Source organism: Aliiroseovarius zhejiangensis (assembly GCF_014656375.1).
In the GTDB taxonomy this organism is placed as follows: Bacteria; Pseudomonadota; Alphaproteobacteria; order Rhodobacterales; family Rhodobacteraceae; genus Aliiroseovarius; species Aliiroseovarius zhejiangensis.
Window position 1 is genome coordinate 1 of the sequence record NZ_BNCH01000014.1, and the last position, 18812, is coordinate 18812.

Genomic DNA, 18812 nt, shown 5'->3' on the forward strand with positions numbered 1-18812 from the left:
GCTCCACACGACCGGTCACAACCGTGCCACGGCCCGAGATCGAGAACACGTCCTCGATCGGCAGCAGGAACGCACCGTCAACCGGACGGGCCGGCGTCGGGATGAACTCGTCCACAGCCGCCATCAGCTCGCGGATCTTGTCTTCGCCGATATTGGCGTCACGGCCTTCCAGAGCGGCCAGGGCCGACCCTGCGATGATCGGAATGTCGTCGCCGGGATAGCCGTATTCGGTCAGCAGCTCGCGGACTTCCATTTCCACCAGCTCAAGCAGCTCTTCGTCGTCAACCTGGTCGACCTTGTTCATGAACACGACCATGGTCGGAATACCAACCTGGCGGCCCAGAAGGATGTGCTCGCGGGTCTGCGGCATGGGGCCGTCAGCGGCGTTCACAACCAGGATCGCGCCGTCCATCTGCGCCGCACCGGTGATCATGTTCTTCACATAGTCAGCGTGGCCGGGGCAGTCGACGTGCGCATAGTGGCGCGCGTCGGTTTCATATTCCACATGCGCCGTCGAGATCGTGATCCCGCGCGCTTTCTCTTCCGGTGCGCCGTCAATCTGGTCATACGCCTGGAAATCACCGAAATACTTGGTGATCGCAGCGGTCAGCGTCGTCTTGCCGTGGTCAACGTGGCCAATCGTGCCGATGTTGACGTGCGGTTTGGAGCGTTCAAACTTTTCCTTAGCCATGATGGCCTCCTGTTTATCTGAGCGCCGGGCAAGGTCATCCCTGCCCGGCTTGTTCGATTAGGCGAATTTCGCCTGAATTTCGTCCGAGATGTTCTGCGGAACCGGATCGTAATGCGAGAACTGCATCGTGAACTGCGCACGGCCCGAAGACATCGAGCGCAGCGTGTTGATGTAGCCAAACATGTTCGCCAGCGGAACGTTCGCGTCAATCGCAATCGCGTTGCCGCGCGGCTCTTGACCCGACACCTGACCACGACGCGAGGTCAGATCACCGATGATGCCACCGGTGTATTCCTCGGGCGTGATCACTTCCACTTTCATGATCGGCTCAAGCAGCTTGGCACCGGCCAGACGCATCCCTTCGCGCATACACATACGTGCTGCGATTTCGAAGGCCAGAACCGACGAGTCAACATCGTGGAACTTACCGTCGACAAGGGCCACCTTGAAGTCGATCACGGGGAAGCCAGCCAGGGGGCCGCTGTCCATGACCGAGTTGATGCCTTTTTCAACACCCGGAATGTATTCCTTCGGCACGGCACCACCAACGATGCGGCTTTCGAACGAATAGCCTTCGCCAGCTTCGGTCGGCGAGATGATCATCTTCACCTCGGCGTACTGACCCGACCCACCAGACTGTTTCTTATGGGTGTAGGTATGCTCGACCTCTTTCGAGATCGTCTCGCGATAGGCCACCTGCGGGGCACCGATGTTGGCTTCCACCTTGAATTCACGCTTCAGACGATCCACCAGAATATCCAGGTGAAGTTCGCCCATGCCCTTCATGATGGTCTGACCGCTTTCAATGTCGGTTTCCACACGGAACGACGGGTCTTCGGCAGCCAGACGCGCCAGACCCTGGCTCATCTTCTCTTGGTCAGCCTTGGTTTTCGGCTCGACCGCGATTTCGATCACCGGATCGGGGAAGGTCATGGTTTCCAGAACCACCGGGTCGTTGACGGCGCACAGCGTGTCACCTGTGGTGGTGTCTTTCAGACCAGCCAGCGCGATGATGTCGCCTGCGAACGCTTCCGTGATCTCCTCACGTTCGTTCGAGTGCATCATCATCATCCGGCCGACGCGCTCTTTCTTGCCCTTGGTCGAGTTCAAAAGCGTGTCGCCCTTGTTCAGGACACCCGAATAGATGCGGGTAAAGGTCAGCGTGCCAACGAAGGGGTCGTTCATGATCTTGAACGCCAGGCCCGAGAACGCCATGTCATCATCCGCGCGGCGGGCAATGTTACGAGTCTCGGTTTCGTCACCGGGTTTGAAGCCCATGTAATCGACAACGTCCAGCGGGCTGGGCAGATAGTCGATCACGGCGTTCAAAAGCGGCTGAACACCTTTGTTCTTGAAGGCCGAACCGCCAAGAACCGGAACGAAATGCAGCGCCAGCGTGCCCTTGCGCAGCAGTTTGCGCAGGGTCGGTACGTCAGGCTCGTTGCCTTCCAGGTATTCCATCATCGCGTCGTCGTCTTCTTCGACGGCCGCTTCGATCATCTTGCCACGCCATTCTTCGGCCATGTCCTTCAGACTGTCGCGAACCGGAGCTTTCACCCAGGATGCACCAAGGTCATCGCCTTTCCACAGCCATTCTTCCATGGTGACCAGGTCGATCAGACCTTCCAGCTCGTTCTCGGCCCCGATCGGCACACCAACGGGAACGGCGCGGGCGCCGGTACGGTCTTCGATCATGCGGACGCAGTTGAAGAAGTCAGCGCCGATCTTGTCCATCTTGTTGACGAACACGACGCGCGGCACCTTGTAGCGGTCAGCCTGACGCCACACGGTTTCGGTTTGCGGCTCGACACCGGCGTTGGCGTCAAGCACACAAACGGCGCCGTCAAGCACGGCCAGCGAACGTTCGACTTCGATGGTGAAGTCCACGTGGCCAGGGGTGTCGATGATGTTCAGGCGATGCTTTTCAGAATCAGGCGATTGACCGTCTTCGGTGCGCTCCCAGAACGTTGTGGTCGCAGCAGAGGTGATCGTGATGCCCCGCTCCTGCTCTTGCTCCATCCAGTCCATCGTGCCGGCACCATCGTGGGTTTCCCCCATGGTGTGGTTTTTGCCGGTATAGAACAGGATGCGTTCCGAGCAGGTGGTTTTCCCTGCATCGATGTGCGCCATGATGCCGAAGTTGCGGTAACGGTCGAGAGGATAGTCGCGTGCCATGGGTGTCTTCCTTCCTTGGCTTTACCAGCGATAGTGGCTGAACGCTTTGTTGGCGTCGGCCATCTTGTGGGTGTCTTCGCGTTTCTTGACGGCAGTCCCGCGCGAGTTCACGGCATCCAGAAGTTCGCCCGCCAGGCGTTCTTCCATCGTGTTTTCGTTGCGGTTGCGGGCGGCAGTGATCAGCCAGCGGATCGCCAGGGCTTCGCGGCGCTCGGGGCGCACTTCGACCGGCACCTGATAGGTGGCACCACCAACCCGACGCGAGCGAACCTCGACCGACGGTTTGATGTTGTCCAGCGCTTCGTGGAACACTTCCACGGGCGCGCGCTTGATCTTGTCTTCAACGCGATCCAGCGCGTTATAGACGATTTTTTCTGCGACCGACTTCTTGCCGTCGATCATCAGGTTGTTCATGAACTTGCTCAGCACACGATCGCCAAATTTGGCGTCGGGCAGGATTTCGCGCTTTTCTGCGGCGTGACGACGAGACATTCCCGGATCTCCTTACTTCGGACGCTTGGCGCCGTATTTCGAACGACGTTGCTTACGGTCTTTGACGCCCTGGGTATCCAGAACACCGCGAACGATGTGATAACGCACACCCGGAAGGTCTTTTACACGACCGCCGCGGATCAGAACCACCGAGTGTTCCTGAAGGTTGTGGCTTTCACCGCCGATATAGCTGATGACCTCGTACCCATTGGTCAGACGCACCTTGGCGACTTTCCGCATGGCCGAGTTCGGCTTTTTCGGTGTGGTTGTATAAACGCGCGTGCAAACGCCACGTTTTTGCGGACAGGACTCCAGGTGCATCGACTTGGAGCGCTTTACTTTAGGCTGGCGCGGTTTGCGGATCAGCTGTTGGATCGTTGGCATAGGGCTCTTTTCCCGTTTCTCAACACATGTGTTTGCACGAGTGTCCCCGTGCGGTTTGCATTTCCTCGCCCAGCACGTCTGCAAAGCGAAAATCCGCGACCGCTTCCATTCCGAGGCAAGCGACGCGGTTGGTTCACAGAGGATCAGTGCTTCAAAGTAGCGCCGACCTTGATCCCTCAATTCTGATGGTGCCGGGCAAGACCCGGCTGGATGGGGGGCGTATATGAGGAGTCGGGCCCTCTGTCAACCGCTGGCCATGACTTTGCAGGGGCGTTCGAAGGATCGGGGCTCAGGCGATCCGCCTTGCCCGGGTGCGCCGCATCAACTGCCGTTCGCGGAGCAGGGTGAACAGGCCGGTGGCCACCACGATGCCGGCGCCGACAAGCGTCCAGCCATCCGGCCATTCACCGAAAAAGATCAGCCCGATGATCAAGGCCCAGATCAGGCCGGTGTACCTGAATGGCGCGACAAACCCGATATCGCCTACGCGCATCACCATCACCGAAAACAGATATCCCATGAAGATGAACACGGCGGACAAGACCAGAAATCCCCCGCTTCTCGGCGTAACAGGGGCCCAGTCAACGCCAAGTGACGCAACGCCAAAAGACACCGTAATCGCAACGGACGCCACCAGAGCCACGGTCATAGACGGTGTTGACGGTGACATCTTTCGGACAACAAGATCGCGCAGCGTGATGAACCCAACGGCAAGCAGCGCGTAAACGGACCAGAGCGTAAAACCGTCGCCGCCGGGTTTGACGATCAAAACCACACCGACAAAGCCAAGCAGAATGGCAGACAGGCGTCGCCAACCCAAAGGCTCGCCCAGAAAAGCCCATGCTGCCAAAGCGATGGTTAAGGGCAAGGCCTGCAAAACGGCGGTGACATTGGCGATCGGCATGTTGAACAATGCGCTCAGGAAACAATAGGTCGCCCCCATTTCTGCAAACGACCGCAGAAGCATCAGCTTCCATTCCCGACGGCTGAGCCGAAACGTCAGCGACCGCAGCGCCAGCCCCAAACCATACAGCATCAAACAGGTCAGAACGCCGCGCAGAAACACCGCCTGCGACAGCGGGATGTCACCAGCCAGCGCCTTCATGCACGCGTCGTTGAAGGTGTACCCGGCCATCGAACCGGCCATCAATGCCGCACCTTTCATGTTGTCTGAAACGGACATCCGACAATCCATATTGGTCAATGCGTGAGGGGCGCGATTGGCCGCGTCTTTAGGCCACCTGCGACGCACGCACCCTAGTCACTGCCCCTGCCCCATGCAAACGAAAAGCCCCGCCAGATGGCGGGGCTTTCCGATACTCATATCGGTAAGGATCAGGGTTGTTCCGACCCGTCGAACTCGGGCGTGTCCACCAGACCGTTATCGACGTTAGACGCGTCGCCAAACACGTCCTCGGCCGGAGCGGCCAGTGCGGCAGCCTTTTCGGCTTCGGCGCGTGCTTCTTCGATCACCTTCATATCGCGGGCTTGCGCAATAGACCGCACGCGTTGCGTGGCCCCACCCGTACCCGCCGGGATCAGGCGTCCGACGATCACGTTCTCTTTCAGGCCAACCAGCTTGTCACGCTTGCCCTGAACCGATGCCTCGGTCAGAACGCGGGTGGTTTCCTGGAACGACGCCGCCGAGATGAACGAACGGGTCTGCAAGCTTGCCTTGGTGATCCCCAACAGGATCGGCTCGCCCGAGGCCAGACGACGACCTTCTGCTGCTGCCTTTTCATTGACTGCATCAAATTCGGCCTTGTCCACATGCTCGCCTTTCAGAAGCGTGGTTTCGCCGCTGTCGAGGATCTCCCACTTCTGCAGCATCTGGCGAACGATCACCTCGATGTGCTTGTCGTTGATCTTCACACCTTGCAGGCGATACACGTCCTGAACTTCGTCGATCATGTAGTCCGCCAGCGCTTCGACACCCATGATAGACAGGATGTCATGCGGCGCGGGGTTGCCGTCCATCAGGTATTCACCCTTCTGGATGAAGTCCCCTTCCGCCACCGGAATGTGCTTGCCCTTGGGCACCATGTATTCCACCGGCTCCAGGCTTTCATCCGCCGGCTCGATCGAGATGCGACGCTTGTTCTTGTAGTCGCGGCCAAAGCGCACGTAACCATCAATCTCGGCAATGATCGCGTGATCTTTCGGACGACGCGCTTCGAACAATTCGGCCACACGCGGCAGACCACCGGTGATGTCCTTGGTCTTAGCACCTTCGCGCGGAATACGCGCAACCACGTCACCGGCTTTCACCGCCTGACCGTCCTCGACCGACAGAATGGCATCCACCGACATGGTATAGGTGACGGGGTTTCCGGCTTCGTTGCGCACCGGTTCACCATCTTCACCGACCATGATCACTTCCGGCTTCAGTTCGTTGCCTTTCGGCGCCGAGCGCCAATCGGACACGATCTTCTGCGTCATGCCAGTTGCATCATCGGTTTCGTCCCGCACCGAAATGCCGCTGATCAGGTCGACGAACTTCACCGTCCCGTCCTTTTCGGCAATCATCGGAAGCGTGTACGGATCCCATTCGAACAGCTTGTCACCACGCGCGACCTTTGCGCCGTCCTTGACATGCAGTTTCGAGCCGTAACCGAGTTTGAACGCCGCACGCTCGACCCCGTTGTCGTCGATGATGGCCAGAACCATGTTCCGCCCCATGACAACGATCTCGCCATCACGGTTTTCCAGAATGTTGGCATTGCGGTATTCCACCTTGCCGTCCTGGTTGGCTTCCTGGAACGATTGCTGACCACCCTGGGCAACACCGCCGATGTGGAAGGTCCGCATCGTCAGCTGCGTGCCCGGTTCACCGATCGACTGTGCAGCGATGATGCCGACAGCCTCACCGACGTTGACGCGCGTGCCACGGGCCAGGTCGCGGCCATAGCAGTTGGCGCAAACGCCTTCTTCGGCTTCACAAGTCAGCGGGCTGCGCATCCGCACAGTCGCCACGCCCGAGGCTTCGATCTCGTCCGCCTTGCGTTCGTCGATCAATTCGTTCTTGGCGACGATCACCTCTTCGGTGCCCGGAACCAGAACATCCTCGGCCGCCACACGGCCCAGAACACGTTCGCCCAGCGAGGCAACGACTTCACCGTCATTGACCGCCGCTTCCGCGGTGATCGAGTTTTCGGTGCCGCAATCGACCATGCGCACGATGCAGTCCTGCGCCACGTCGACCAGACGACGGGTCAGATAACCCGAGTTCGCGGTTTTCAAAGCGGTATCCGACAGACCCTTACGGGCACCGTGGGTCGAGTTGAAGTACTCAAGCACGGTCAGACCTTCTTTAAAGTTCGAGATGATCGGCGTTTCGATGATCTCGCCCGAAGGTTTCGCCATCAGGCCACGCATGCCGCCCAGCTGTTTCATCTGCGTGACAGAACCACGCGCACCGGAGTGGGCCATCATGTAAACCGAGTTCGGTTCCGCTTCGGCACCATTCTCGTCCCGCTTGTTGGACGAGATCGTGTCCATCATGGCGTCGGTGACCTTGTCGTTACATTTCGACCAGGCATCGACCACCTTGTTGTACTTCTCGCCCAGCGTGATCAGGCCGTCCATATACTGTTGTTCGAACCCTTTCACCTGCTCGCGGGTTTCATCCACGATCGGCCACTTGCTGTCCGGGATGACCATGTCGTCCTTACCGAACGAGATGCCAGCCTTGAACGCTTCCTTGAAGCCCATCGACATGATCTGGTCACAGAAGATGACCGATTCCTTCTGACCGCAATAGCGATAGACGGTGTCGATGACCTGCTGCACCTCTTTCTTTCGCAGAAGACGGTTCACCAGCTCAAACGGCGCTTTCGCGTTCAAGGGCAGAAGCGCGCCAAGACGAATGCGACCGGGAGTGGTTTCGAAGCGTTTGTAAACCTCGTTCCCCTCCTCGTCGATCTGCTTGATGCGGGCCTGCACCTTGGCGTGCAGATGCACCTCGCCAGCGTCCAGAGCATGCTGAACTTCGTCCACGTCGGAGAAGATCATGCCTTCGCCCTTCATGCCCTCACGTTCCATGGTGATGTAATACAGACCAAGGATCATGTCCTGCGACGGCACAATGATCGGCGCGCCGTTGGCGGGCGACAGAACGTTGTTCGTCGACATCATCAAAACACGCGCTTCCAACTGGGCTTCCAGCGACAGCGGCACGTGCACAGCCATCTGGTCACCGTCGAAGTCGGCGTTAAAGGCCGAACAAACGAGCGGGTGAAGCTGGATGGCTTTCCCTTCGATCAGAACCGGTTCGAACGCCTGAATGCCAAGACGGTGCAGCGTGGGCGCACGGTTCAGCATGACCGGGTGTTCGCGGATCACTTCGTCCAGAATATCCCAAACTTCGGGACGCTCTTTTTCCACCAGTTTCTTGGCTTGCTTCACGGTGGAAGACAGCCCTTTGGCTTCCAGACGCGAATAGATGAACGGCTTGAACAGCTCGAGCGCCATCTTCTTCGGCAGACCACATTGGTGCAGCTTCAGCTCCGGACCGGTCACAATGACCGAACGACCCGAGAAGTCGACGCGTTTCCCCAAAAGGTTTTGACGGAAGCGACCCTGCTTACCTTTCAGCATGTCCGACAGCGATTTCAGCGGACGCTTGTTGGCGCCGGTGATTACGCGGCCACGACGGCCGTTGTCGAACAGAGCATCCACGGATTCCTGCAGCATCCGCTTTTCGTTGCGAACGATGATGTCAGGGGCGCGCAGCTCGATCAGACGCTTCAGACGGTTGTTCCGGTTGATCACGCGGCGATACAGATCGTTCAGATCTGAAGTCGCGAAACGACCGCCATCCAGCGGCACCAGCGGGCGCAGCTCGGGCGGGATTACCGGGATCACGGTCAGGATCATCCACTCGGGACGGTTGCCCGACTCGATGAACGATTCAACGATCTTCAGACGCTTGATGATCTTCTTGGGCTTCAACTCGCCAGTGGCTTCGGCCAGATCAGCACGCAGCTGTTCGGCTTCGGCTTCCAGATCAATCGCCGACAGCATTTCGCGGATCGCTTCTGCACCAATATTTGCGGTGAAGGCGTCCATGCCATAGGTGTCCTGGGCGTCCATGAACTCTTCTTCGGTCATCAGCTGACCGTAATGAAGGTCCGTCAGTCCCGGTTCGATCACAACATAGTTTTCGAAATACAGGATGCGTTCCAGATCACGCAGAGTCATGTCCAGCATCAGGCCGATGCGCGACGGCAGCGACTTGAGGAACCAGATATGCGCGACGGGTGCGGCCAGTTCGATATGGCCCATACGCTCGCGGCGCACTTTTTGCAGGGTCACTTCGACACCGCATTTCTCGCAGACAACGCCGCGATACTTCATGCGCTTATATTTGCCGCACAGACATTCGTAATCTTTGACCGGGCCAAAGATACGGGCGCAGAACAGGCCGTCACGCTCGGGCTTGAAGGTCCGGTAGTTGATGGTCTCGGGCTTCTTGATCTCGCCATACGACCACGAAAGGATCCGTTCCGGACTGGCCAGCGACACTTTGATTTCGTCAAAGGTCTTGGGGGCCGCCAGCGGGTTGAACGGGTTGGTTGTCAGTTCCTGGTTCATTTTGCGTTTCCTTTAATCAGGGGAAGGGTGGGAGGGGTAAGGCGGGCGCCTTACTCCTCGCCCTCCGCATCCAGGAGTTCCATGTTAAGGCCGAGGCCGCGGACTTCTTTGACAAGCACGTTGAACGATTCCGGCACGCCGGCTTCAAAATTGTCCTCGCCTTTGACGATGCTCTCATAGACTTTCGTCCGGCCAGCAACGTCATCCGACTTGACCGTCAGCATCTCTTGCAGCGTGTAGGCCGCGCCATATGCTTCCAGAGCCCAGACCTCCATCTCACCGAAGCGCTGACCACCGAACTGCGCCTTACCACCCAGCGGTTGCTGCGTGACAAGCGAGTACGGGCCGGTCGAGCGTGCGTGGATTTTGTCGTCCACAAGGTGGTGCAGTTTCAGCAGGTATTTCACACCCACGGTCACGGGGCGCGAGAACTGCTCGCCGGTGCGACCGTCAAACAGGACCGACTGACCCGAAGTGTCGAAGCCTGCACGCGTCAGCGCGTCGTTCACGTCAGCCTCTTTCGCGCCGTCAAAGACGGGCGTGGCAATCGGCACACCGCGTGTCACGTTCGATGCCGCATCGACCAGCGTGTCTTCGTCCATGCCAGCAATGCCTTCTTCATAGACATCGTCGCCATAGGCGATGCGCATGGCTTCGCGCACCGGGGTCAGATCGCCGGAACGGCGGTATTCACCCAAGGCTTCGTCAATGTTCAGACCCAGACCGCGCGCGGCCCAACCCATATGGGTTTCAAGGATCTGACCGACGTTCATGCGCGATGGCACGCCCAGCGGGTTCAGGCAGAAGTCAACCGGCGTCCCGTCGGCCAGGAACGGCATGTCTTCCATCGGAACAACCTTGGAAATAACACCTTTGTTCCCGTGACGGCCGGCCATCTTGTCGCCCGGTTGAAGCTTGCGCTTCACGGCGACGAAGACTTTGACCATCTTCATCACACCCGGCGGCAGATCATCACCACGACGAACTTTTTCGACCTTGTCTTCAAAACGCGCATCCAAGGCGCGTTTCTGCGCTTCGAATTGCTCGTTCAGGGCTTCGACGATCTTGGCATCATCTTCGTCTTCCAGCGCAAGCTGCCACCACTGGCCGCGGCTCAGGCTTTCCAGAAGCTCGTCAGTGATCTTCGATCCGGCCTTGACGCCTTTCGGCCCCTTCACCGCAACCTTGCCTTCGATCATGCTGCGCAGGCGCGCATAGATGTTACGCTCCAGAATATGCAGCTCGTCATCACGGTCACGGGCAAGGCTTTCGACCTCTTCCCGCTCGATCTGCAACGCACGTTCGTCTTTTTCCACGCCGTGGCGGTTAAAGACGCGCACTTCAACGACAGTCCCGAAATCGCCCGGCTTCACGCGAAGCGAAGTATCGCGCACGTCCGATGCTTTCTCACCGAAGATGGCGCGCAGAAGCTTTTCTTCCGGCGTCATCGGGCTTTCACCCTTCGGTGTGATCTTACCCACCAAAATATCGCCCGGCTCAACATCTGCACCGATGTAAACGATGCCCGCCTCGTCGAGGTTGCGCAGCGCTTCTTCACCGACGTTCGGAATGTCGCGGGTGATCTCTTCCGGCCCAAGCTTGGTGTCACGGGCAGCGACTTCGAATTCCTCGATATGGACCGAGGTGAACACGTCATCGCGCGCAATACGCTCGGAAATCAGGATCGAGTCTTCGTAGTTGTAGCCGTTCCACGGCATAAACGCGACGACCACGTTTTTACCCAGAGCCAGTTCACCCATGTCCGTGGACGGGCCATCGGCGATGACTTCGTCTTTCGACACTTTCTGACCCACTTTCACCAACGGACGTTGGTTGATGCAGGTGTTTTGGTTCGACCGCTGGAATTTGCGCAGACGATAGATGTCGACGCCCGCATCCCCCAGACCAAGGTCTTCGGTGGCACGTACAACGATACGTGTTGCGTCAACCTGGTCGATCACACCGCCACGTTTCGCCTGAATGGCCGCGCCCGAGTCGATGGCCACTTTGCCTTCGATACCGGTGCCGACATACGGCGCCTCGGCCCGCAAAAGCGGAACCGCCTGACGTTGCATGTTCGACCCCATCAGGGCGCGGTTGGCGTCGTCGTTTTCCAAGAACGGAATAAGCGAGGCGGCGACCGACACCAGCTGCTTCGGCGATACGTCGATCAGGTCGACATTTTCGCGCGGTGCCATGGTGTATTCACCCGACTGGCGGGTGTTCACCAGTTCGTTTTCGAACCGGCCTTCCCCATCCAGATGCGCGTTGGCCTGCGCCACGGTGTGGCGCATTTCCTCGGTCGCGGACATGTAGTTCACTTCATCCGTGACCTTGCCTTCCACAACCTTGCGATAGGGCGTTTCGATAAAGCCGTACTTGTTCACACGAGCGAAGGTTGCCAGCGAGTTGATCAGACCGATGTTCGGCCCTTCCGGCGTTTCAATCGGACACATGCGGCCATAATGGGTTGGGTGCACGTCGCGCACCTCGAAGCCCGCGCGTTCTCGTGTCAGACCGCCCGGCCCAAGCGCCGACAAGCGGCGTTTGTGGGTGACTTCCGACAGCGGGTTGGTTTGGTCCATGAACTGCGACAGTTGCGACGAGCCAAAGAACTCGCGTACAGCAGCCGCAGCCGGTTTCGCGTTGATCAGGTCCTGCGGCATCACGGTGTCGATTTCGACCGAGGACATACGTTCCTTGATCGCACGCTCCATGCGCAGAAGGCCGACGCGATACTGGTTTTCCATCAACTCACCGACCGAGCGCACACGACGGTTGCCCAGGTGGTCAATATCGTCGATATCGCCCTTGCCGTCGCGCAGTTCCACCAGCGCCTTGATACAGGCCACGATGTCCTCGCGGCGCAAGGTGCGCTGAGTATCCTCGGCGTCAAGGTCGAGACGCATGTTCATCTTCACACGGCCAACGGCAGACAGGTCGTACCGCTCGCTGTCAAAGAACAGCGTGTCGAACAGGGCCGAAGCGGCTTCGACGGTGGGGGGTTCACCCGGACGCATCACGCGATAGATGTCCATCAGCGCGGTGTCGCGGCCCATGTTCTTGTCCGCCGCCATGGTGTTGCGGATGTAGGGGCCGACATTGACGTTGTCGATGTCCAGAACCGGAATGTCGGTGATGCCCGCATCCAGCAGTTCTTTCAGCGACCCGCCGATCAACTCGCCATCCTTGTCGTGCTCAAGCGTCAGTTCATCACCGGCTTCGACATAAATCGCGCCGGTGTCTTCGTTGATGATGTCCTTGGCGACAAACCGGCCGACGATCGAATCGAACGGCACCAGCAGGTCGATGTCCTTGCCGTCTTCCATCAGCTTCTTGACTGCGCGCGGGGTGATCTTCTTGCCGGCTTCGGCGATCACTTCGCCGGTCTTTGCATTGATCAGGTCCATCGTCGGGCGGGTGCCTGCGACGCGTTCGGGGAAGAACTTGGTAACCCAACCCTTGTTCTTCTTCAGCTTGTACTGAACCGTGTCGTAATAGGCATCCATGATGCCTTCCTGATCCAGACCCAGTGCATAAAGCAGGGTCGTCACCGGCAGCTTGCGGCGGCGGTCGATACGCGCGAACACAATGTCCTTGGCGTCAAATTCGAAATCCAGCCACGACCCGCGATAGGGAATGATGCGGCAGGCAAACAGCAATTTGCCCGACGAATGCGTCTTGCCCTTGTCGTGATCAAAGAACACACCGGGCGAGCGGTGCATCTGGGACACGATCACACGCTCGGTGCCGTTAACGACGAAGGTGCCATTGGGCGTCATCAGGGGCATGTCGCCCATGAACACGTCTTGTTCCTTGATGTCCTTGACCGACTTGGCGCCGGTATCTTCGTCCACATCGAACACGATCAGACGCAGAGTCACCTTCAACGGCGCCGAATAGGTCAGGTCGCGCTGCTGGCATTCTTCCACGTCGAATTTCGGCTCTTCCAGCTCGTATTTCACGAATTCCAGAATTGCGGTTTCATTGAAATCCTTGATCGGGAACACCGACTGGAACACCGCATTGATGCCTTCACCGTCCATCGGTTGCGGCTGATCACCGGAGTTCAGGAACAGGTCATAAGAGCTTTTCTGAACCTCGATCAGGTTCGGCATCTCAAGCACTTCACGGATTTTGCCGTAGTACTTACGCAAGCGTTTCTGGCCAAGATAGGTCTGCGCCATAAGGTAATTACCTTTCATTTCTCAACTGATGCGCCGACCGTCGGGTCACCGGCGACGCCTCGTCCGAGATTGGAGGTTCGAACCAATTCCCGGAAACCCGCCCAAGGGTTTCCTCCCGATCCATTGAACCTTTCCCAGAAGAACGCCCGACCAATCAGGCCCTCTTCAAGACAGGTTCGGCTGGACCCGGATTTCTCCGGGCCCAGCCATATTCATGGGCCTGAACCGGCCCAAAAGCGCAGGGCTTAGGCCAGCTCGACTTCGGCGCCAGCTGCTTCCAGCTTGCCTTTGATGTCTTCTGCTTCGGCTTTGTCCACGCCTTCTTTGATCTTGCCGCCAGCTTCGACCAGTTCCTTGGCTTCTTTCAGGCCAAGACCGGTGATGCCGCGAACTTCTTTGATCACGTTGATTTTCGAGGCGCCGGCGTTCTTCAGAACGACGTCGAACTCGGTTTTTTCCTCGGCAGCCGCACCAGCGTCGCCACCAGCAGGACCGGCCATCATGACAGCGCCGCCAGCAGCGGGCTCGATGCCATATTCGTCCTTCAGGATGGTTTTCAGTTCTTGTGCTTCGAGAAGGGTCAGACCCACGATCTCTTCAGCCAGTTTTTTCAGATCAGCCATTTGACTTCTTTCCGTTATTAGATGTGTTCCAACGTGAGGCGGTCATCCGCTACACAGGGCTCAGATTGCTTATGCAGCCTTGTCCTCGATCGTGGACAAGATGGATGCGATGTTCGAAGCAGGCGCGCCAATGGCCCCGGCGATGTTCGAAGCAGGTGCGCCAATGCAGCCGACGATCGAAGCAATAAGCTCGTCACGCGACGGCATAGCGGCAACAGCTTTGACACCGGCCGTATCCAGCGCCGTCTCGCCCATGGCACCACCAAGAATAACGAGCTTGTCGTTGGTCTTGGCGTAACCTTCCATGACCTTGGCCGCAGCCACAGGATCTTCGGAATAGGCAAGAACGGTCATGCCCGAAAGAAGGTCGGCGATAGAAGCGGCCGGCTTGTCTTCCAGGGCGATTTTGGCGAGCTTGTTCTTGGCAACACGCACCGACCCGCCAGCTTCGCGCATTTGCGACCGCAGGTCCTGCATCTCGGCAACCGTGAGACCCGCGTAGTGTGCAACCACTACGACGCCAGAGCTTTCGAAGATCTGGCCGAGTTCCTCGACCACTTTCTCTTTCTGGGCTCTATCCACAGTTTTACTCCAAGTATGGAGGGTCAGACCCTCCGGCTCTTATTTCACCAGATTTTCAGAGAAAACCCGGCAATCGGGTCCGTGATACGGGTCCTTCGCAAAATCGCCCCAAAGCCAAGCGGCCACGAGAATTCTTTTGTTCATTTCCCATCTCAGGCAGGAATTATGACCCTTGCGCGCGGTTGCTTTTCAGCTTGGCCCACCAGCGTCACCCACCGTCTCGGACGAAATGCAAAACAGCGCACGACGAATCGCACGCTGATCTGCATGGGTTACTTAGGATGTTTGCCGGGGATTTCCAACCCCTAATCGGAAGATATCTGCATGGCAAAGCAGACCACGCGCTCCGACTGTTGGCACAATCTTTATCACGATTGGCAGTGGTGGTGAAGCCCCGCCTTTATTCCATATCCGAGAACAACGAGACGACCTCAAGCAGCTTATCTGCGGGCACGTCCGTCGGCTTTACATCAAACACCGCCATTCGCCCCACCAGTCGGGACGGCTTGCGGGCATGTCATCCCATCGTCCTCGCTCGCGCATGGCATATATCAAAGAAAAAGGCGGACCGATTGGCCCGCCTTTCCATAAAGACTTTCAGGATACTCGATCAGTTCCCGGTCGCGCTGTCCACCGAGATGGTGACGCCCGGACCCATGGTCGAGCTGAGCGCGATCTTCTTCATATAGGTGCCTTTGGCGCCGGTCGGCTTGGCCTTTTGCACGGCGTCAACAAACGCACGCACGTTTTCGACCAGCTTGGTTTCGTCGAACGACGCTTTGCCCAGGCCTGCGTGAACCACGCCACCCTTTTCCGCCTTGAACTGAACTTCACCACCCTTGGCGGCTTCGACAGCTTCCTTGACGTCCATGGTGACCGTGCCGACCTTCGGGTTCGGCATCAGGTTGCGCGGGCCAAGAACTTTGCCCAGGCGACCAACGATCGGCATCATGTCCGGGGTGGCAATGCAGCGATCAAACTCGATCTTGCCGCCCTGGATCGTTTCCATCAGATCCTCGGCGCCAACGATGTCTGCACCGGCGGCCTGAGCTTCCTCGGCTTTCGGGCCGCGTGCGAACACGGCGACGCGCATGGTCTTCCCCGTACCGTTCGGCAGGCCGACGACGCCGCGGACCATCTGGTCGGCGTGGCGCGTGTCGACACCCAGCGACATGGCGATTTCGATGGTTTCATCGAACTTGGCCTTGGCGTTGTTCTTGACCAGCGCCACGGCCTCTTCGATCGAAACGTTTTCTTTGCCGGCGAATGCTTCGCGTGCGGCTTTGGTGCGTTTACCCAGTTTCGCCATCTTACTTCACCTCGATGCCCATGGAACGGGCAGAGCCCAGAACGATCAACATCGCAGCTTCGACGTCATTCGCGTTCAGATCTTTCATTTTCGCTTCGGCGATCTCTTTCACCTGAGCGGCGGTCACCGTGCCAACGGTTTCATGGCCGGGCTTGTTGGCACCCGATTTCAGCTTGGCGGCCTTTTTCAGGAAATACGACGCAGGGGGCGTCTTGATGTCCATGGTGAAGGACTTGTCCTGATAATAGGTGATCACGGTCGGGCACGGCGCACCGGGCTCCATTTCCTGCGTCTTGGCGTTGAACGCCTTGCAGAATTCCATGATGTTAATGCCGCGCTGACCCAGGGCAGGGCCGACGGGCGGACTGGGGTTGGCTTGACCTGCAGGAACCTGCAGCTTCATCGTGCCAGCGACTTTCTTAGCCATTTGGCTTCTCCTTTAACAACAGCGCGGGGACGCGTCCCTTCGCCTTTTATTGTCGTGGTCTGGGTTGGGGATCGCGATCCCTGCCCCTCCCACGCCCGCCCGTTTGGGCGGCTGACACGTCAGGTCTGTTTCGTGACCTGCGTGTATTCCAGTTCGACCGGGGTGGCCCGGCCAAAGATCGACACCGTGACCTTCAGGCGCTGGTTGTCGTCATCCACATCTTCGACCATGCCGTCGAAACCTTCGAACGGTCCGTCCGTTACCGCGACCTTCTCGCCCACTTCGAAGTGGATCAGGGTGCGCGGTGCTTCAACACCTTCTTCAACCCGGTTCAGGATCGCGTTCACTTCGGCGTCACGCATCGGCATCGGGCGACCTTGCGGACCAAGGAACCCGGTCACGCGGTTGATCGAGGTGATCAGGTGATATCCTTCGTCCGACATCTCCATATGCACCAGAACGTATCCGGGCATGAACCGGCGTTCAGTGGTCACTTTCTTGCCGCGACGAACCTCGATCACCTCTTCGGTGGGGACCAGAACCTCGTCGATCTCATCGCCCAGACCCTTTTCTTCGACCGAGGTCTTGATCTGTTCGGCAATCTTCTTTTCGAAGTTCGAGAGCACGCTCACCGAATACCACCGTTTCGCCATTTCAGCCTCTGCCTTCTTGCGCCCTGCGGGCCATTCAAATTCCGTTCTCGGGAACAAAAAATCGGCGTGCAACTCGAATCGCCACACGCCCGTCCCGAAGTGTGGCCCGACCTACCCCTGAAACGTGTTCATTTCAAGGGGTCAGGCGCAAACTCAGCCAAACAGACCAAGCACAGCGGCCAGCCCGCTGCGGATCCCCAGATCAACCAACGAGAAGAACAGCGCCGTCAACGCGGCCAGCACAAAGACCATCCCCGTGGTCAGAAGCACCTCGCGGCGGGTCGGCCATGTCACCTTAGACACCTCGGCGCGCACCTGCTGGATGAATTGCAGCGGATTGGTCATCTTGTTTCTCAACCTTTCATGTATCAGGCGGTCAATTACGCAATGCGCGCGGGGTTTTCAAGTCTCGTCCGCTTTTCAACCCGCCAATAACGACGAAATGGCGCGAATGCGGTCATGGATACGTTGAAAATGGCAGGGGCAGCAGGGTTCGAACCCGCGACCTACGGTTTTGGAGACCGTCGCTCTACCAACTGAGCTATACCCCTAGGACCGAGGGTCGGATTACGGCAAGGCGCGCAGGTTTTCAAGCGATTTCGGTGACAAACGTCAAAGAAAGCAACCCGCTCTTAAATCTACGACTGTTTACCTGTCAGGTGATGCGATAACACGGGATGAAGATGGTACGGGATGTAAGCGATTTCAAGGCCGCCCCCTGGCGCGACATCGACCGGGTCGAGATGGAACACGCGATGAGCGTGCCGACCATGCTGTCGAAACGCGAACAGAAACTCTATTACTGGCTGACCTCGCATTGGACGCAGGACATCGGGGCGGTGGTCGATTTGGGCTGCTTTGTGGGCGGATCAACCGCGCGCCTTGCCGACGGGCATGTGGATGCAGGCAAACGCCACTGGATCCACGCCTATGACCGCTTCAAGGCGGACGACCGCACCAAGGCGCAGGAGCTTTACCGCAAAGGCATTCCCCCCTTCGACGGGACCGACATTTATTGGCTGGCCCGCGATCTTCTGGAACCATGGGAGGATCGCGTCACCTTGCATCGAGGCGACATTCTCACGAAAACCTGGGATGGGTCGCCGATCGAGCTTCTGGTCATGGACGCCGCAAAATCGACCGAGACCACGGATGGCATCGCGGAACGGTTCTTTCCGTATCTCATTCCCGGGCAATCTCTGGTGGTGCAACAGGATTACTTCCACTGGCGCCTGCCCTGGATCCCCGTACAAATGCACCTGATGCAAGACTGGTTCCGACCGGTGGCCTTCTGCCCGGATGACACCGTGATCTTCCAGAATATCCGCCAAATAGATGAGGCGGCGCTGACTGCCGGCAAGGTCAGCAGGCTGGATGACGGTGCCCTGCTTGACCACCTGACCGAGGTTCAGCCATTGGCCCGTAGTTGGCGCAAGAAACAGCGTATCTATCGGATGAAACGGGCGATCAGGGCCAATCCGGGGGTGCGGACGGGGTATCGGATGGTCGATCCCGACAAATAGCGGCGCGACATGCCACCTTCCGGGCTTTCGATCTGGGTGCGGTTGGATTGCCAACCACCTTGTGGCGAAGCCTTTGCCTCTTCGAGCGGGAATATTGGCGTCCGAAATCAAAACCGCCGCCGGCATTTCTGCTCGGCGGCGGTTTTGTATTGATTGTTATCGTATTGAGAGCAT

General features: G+C 58.3%; 14 protein-coding genes and 1 tRNA gene. 1 reads left to right on the forward strand and 14 read right to left on the reverse strand.

The features are described 5' to 3' along the window. From IE188_RS16605 to IE188_RS16670, 14 genes are all read right to left on the reverse strand, one after another. Nucleotides 1–691 (reverse strand): GTP-binding protein (locus IE188_RS16605; protein WP_191287073.1); only part of this gene is annotated, 691 nt, incomplete at its 3' end. A 57-nt stretch (nt 692–748) separates the two neighbouring features. After that, on the reverse strand, nt 749–2866 hold the full coding sequence (gene fusA, locus IE188_RS16610; protein ID WP_191287645.1) for an elongation factor G: 2118 nt from the start codon (nt 2864–2866) through the stop codon (nt 749–751). 21 nt (nt 2867–2887) lie between these two features. Then, nucleotides 2888–3358 (reverse strand): 30S ribosomal protein S7, encoded by a 471-nt coding sequence (gene rpsG, locus IE188_RS16615; RefSeq protein WP_191287646.1) that lies wholly within the window; start codon nt 3356–3358, stop codon nt 2888–2890. Between the two features lie 12 nt (nt 3359–3370). After that, on the reverse strand, nt 3371–3742 hold the full coding sequence (rpsL, locus tag IE188_RS16620; RefSeq protein WP_191287647.1) for a 30S ribosomal protein S12: 372 nt from the start codon (nt 3740–3742) through the stop codon (nt 3371–3373). A 289-nt stretch (nt 3743–4031) separates the two neighbouring features. Beyond that, nucleotides 4032–4925, reverse strand: coding sequence for a DMT family transporter (locus tag IE188_RS16625; protein ID WP_191287648.1), 894 nt, complete (start codon nt 4923–4925; stop codon nt 4032–4034). Nucleotides 4926–5077: 152 nt separating this feature from the next. Beyond that, a complete protein-coding gene (rpoC, locus tag IE188_RS16630; protein WP_191287649.1) occupies nt 5078–9334 on the reverse strand; it encodes a DNA-directed RNA polymerase subunit beta' in 4257 nt (1418 codons plus the stop codon). A 50-nt stretch (nt 9335–9384) separates the two neighbouring features. Then, a complete protein-coding gene (gene rpoB, locus IE188_RS16635; RefSeq protein ID WP_191287650.1) occupies nt 9385–13521 on the reverse strand; it encodes a DNA-directed RNA polymerase subunit beta in 4137 nt (1378 codons plus the stop codon). A 245-nt stretch (nt 13522–13766) separates the two neighbouring features. Continuing rightward, a complete protein-coding gene (gene rplL / locus IE188_RS16640; protein WP_191287651.1) occupies nt 13767–14144 on the reverse strand; it encodes a 50S ribosomal protein L7/L12 in 378 nt (125 codons plus the stop codon). 69 nt (nt 14145–14213) lie between these two features. Continuing rightward, the gene (gene rplJ / locus IE188_RS16645) at nt 14214–14726 is read right to left on the reverse strand and encodes a 50S ribosomal protein L10 (protein WP_091428110.1); all 513 of its coding nucleotides are present in this window, start codon (nt 14724–14726) and stop codon (nt 14214–14216) included. 610 nt (nt 14727–15336) lie between these two features. Further along, the gene (rplA, locus tag IE188_RS16650; RefSeq protein WP_191287652.1) at nt 15337–16035 is read right to left on the reverse strand and encodes a 50S ribosomal protein L1; all 699 of its coding nucleotides are present in this window, start codon (nt 16033–16035) and stop codon (nt 15337–15339) included. A gap of 1 nt (nt 16036) precedes the next feature. Further along, nucleotides 16037–16462 (reverse strand): 50S ribosomal protein L11, encoded by a 426-nt coding sequence (rplK, locus tag IE188_RS16655; RefSeq protein WP_191287653.1) that lies wholly within the window; start codon nt 16460–16462, stop codon nt 16037–16039. Between the two features lie 119 nt (nt 16463–16581). Beyond that, on the reverse strand, nt 16582–17115 hold the full coding sequence (nusG, locus tag IE188_RS16660; protein ID WP_191287654.1) for a transcription termination/antitermination protein NusG: 534 nt from the start codon (nt 17113–17115) through the stop codon (nt 16582–16584). Between the two features lie 153 nt (nt 17116–17268). Then, nucleotides 17269–17460, reverse strand: a complete 192-nt coding sequence (gene secE, locus IE188_RS16665) for a preprotein translocase subunit SecE (protein ID WP_191287655.1) — start codon at nt 17458–17460, stop codon at nt 17269–17271. A gap of 130 nt (nt 17461–17590) precedes the next feature. Then, nucleotides 17591–17666, reverse strand: a tRNA-Trp gene (locus tag IE188_RS16670). Between the two features lie 132 nt (nt 17667–17798). On the opposite strand from IE188_RS16670, the gene IE188_RS16675 reads away from it, so the two are divergent. Next, nucleotides 17799–18638: a class I SAM-dependent methyltransferase gene (locus IE188_RS16675; protein ID WP_191287656.1), complete on the forward strand. Its 840-nt coding sequence runs from the start codon at nt 17799–17801 to the stop codon at nt 18636–18638. The last annotated feature ends 174 nt before the right edge of the window (nt 18639–18812 follow it).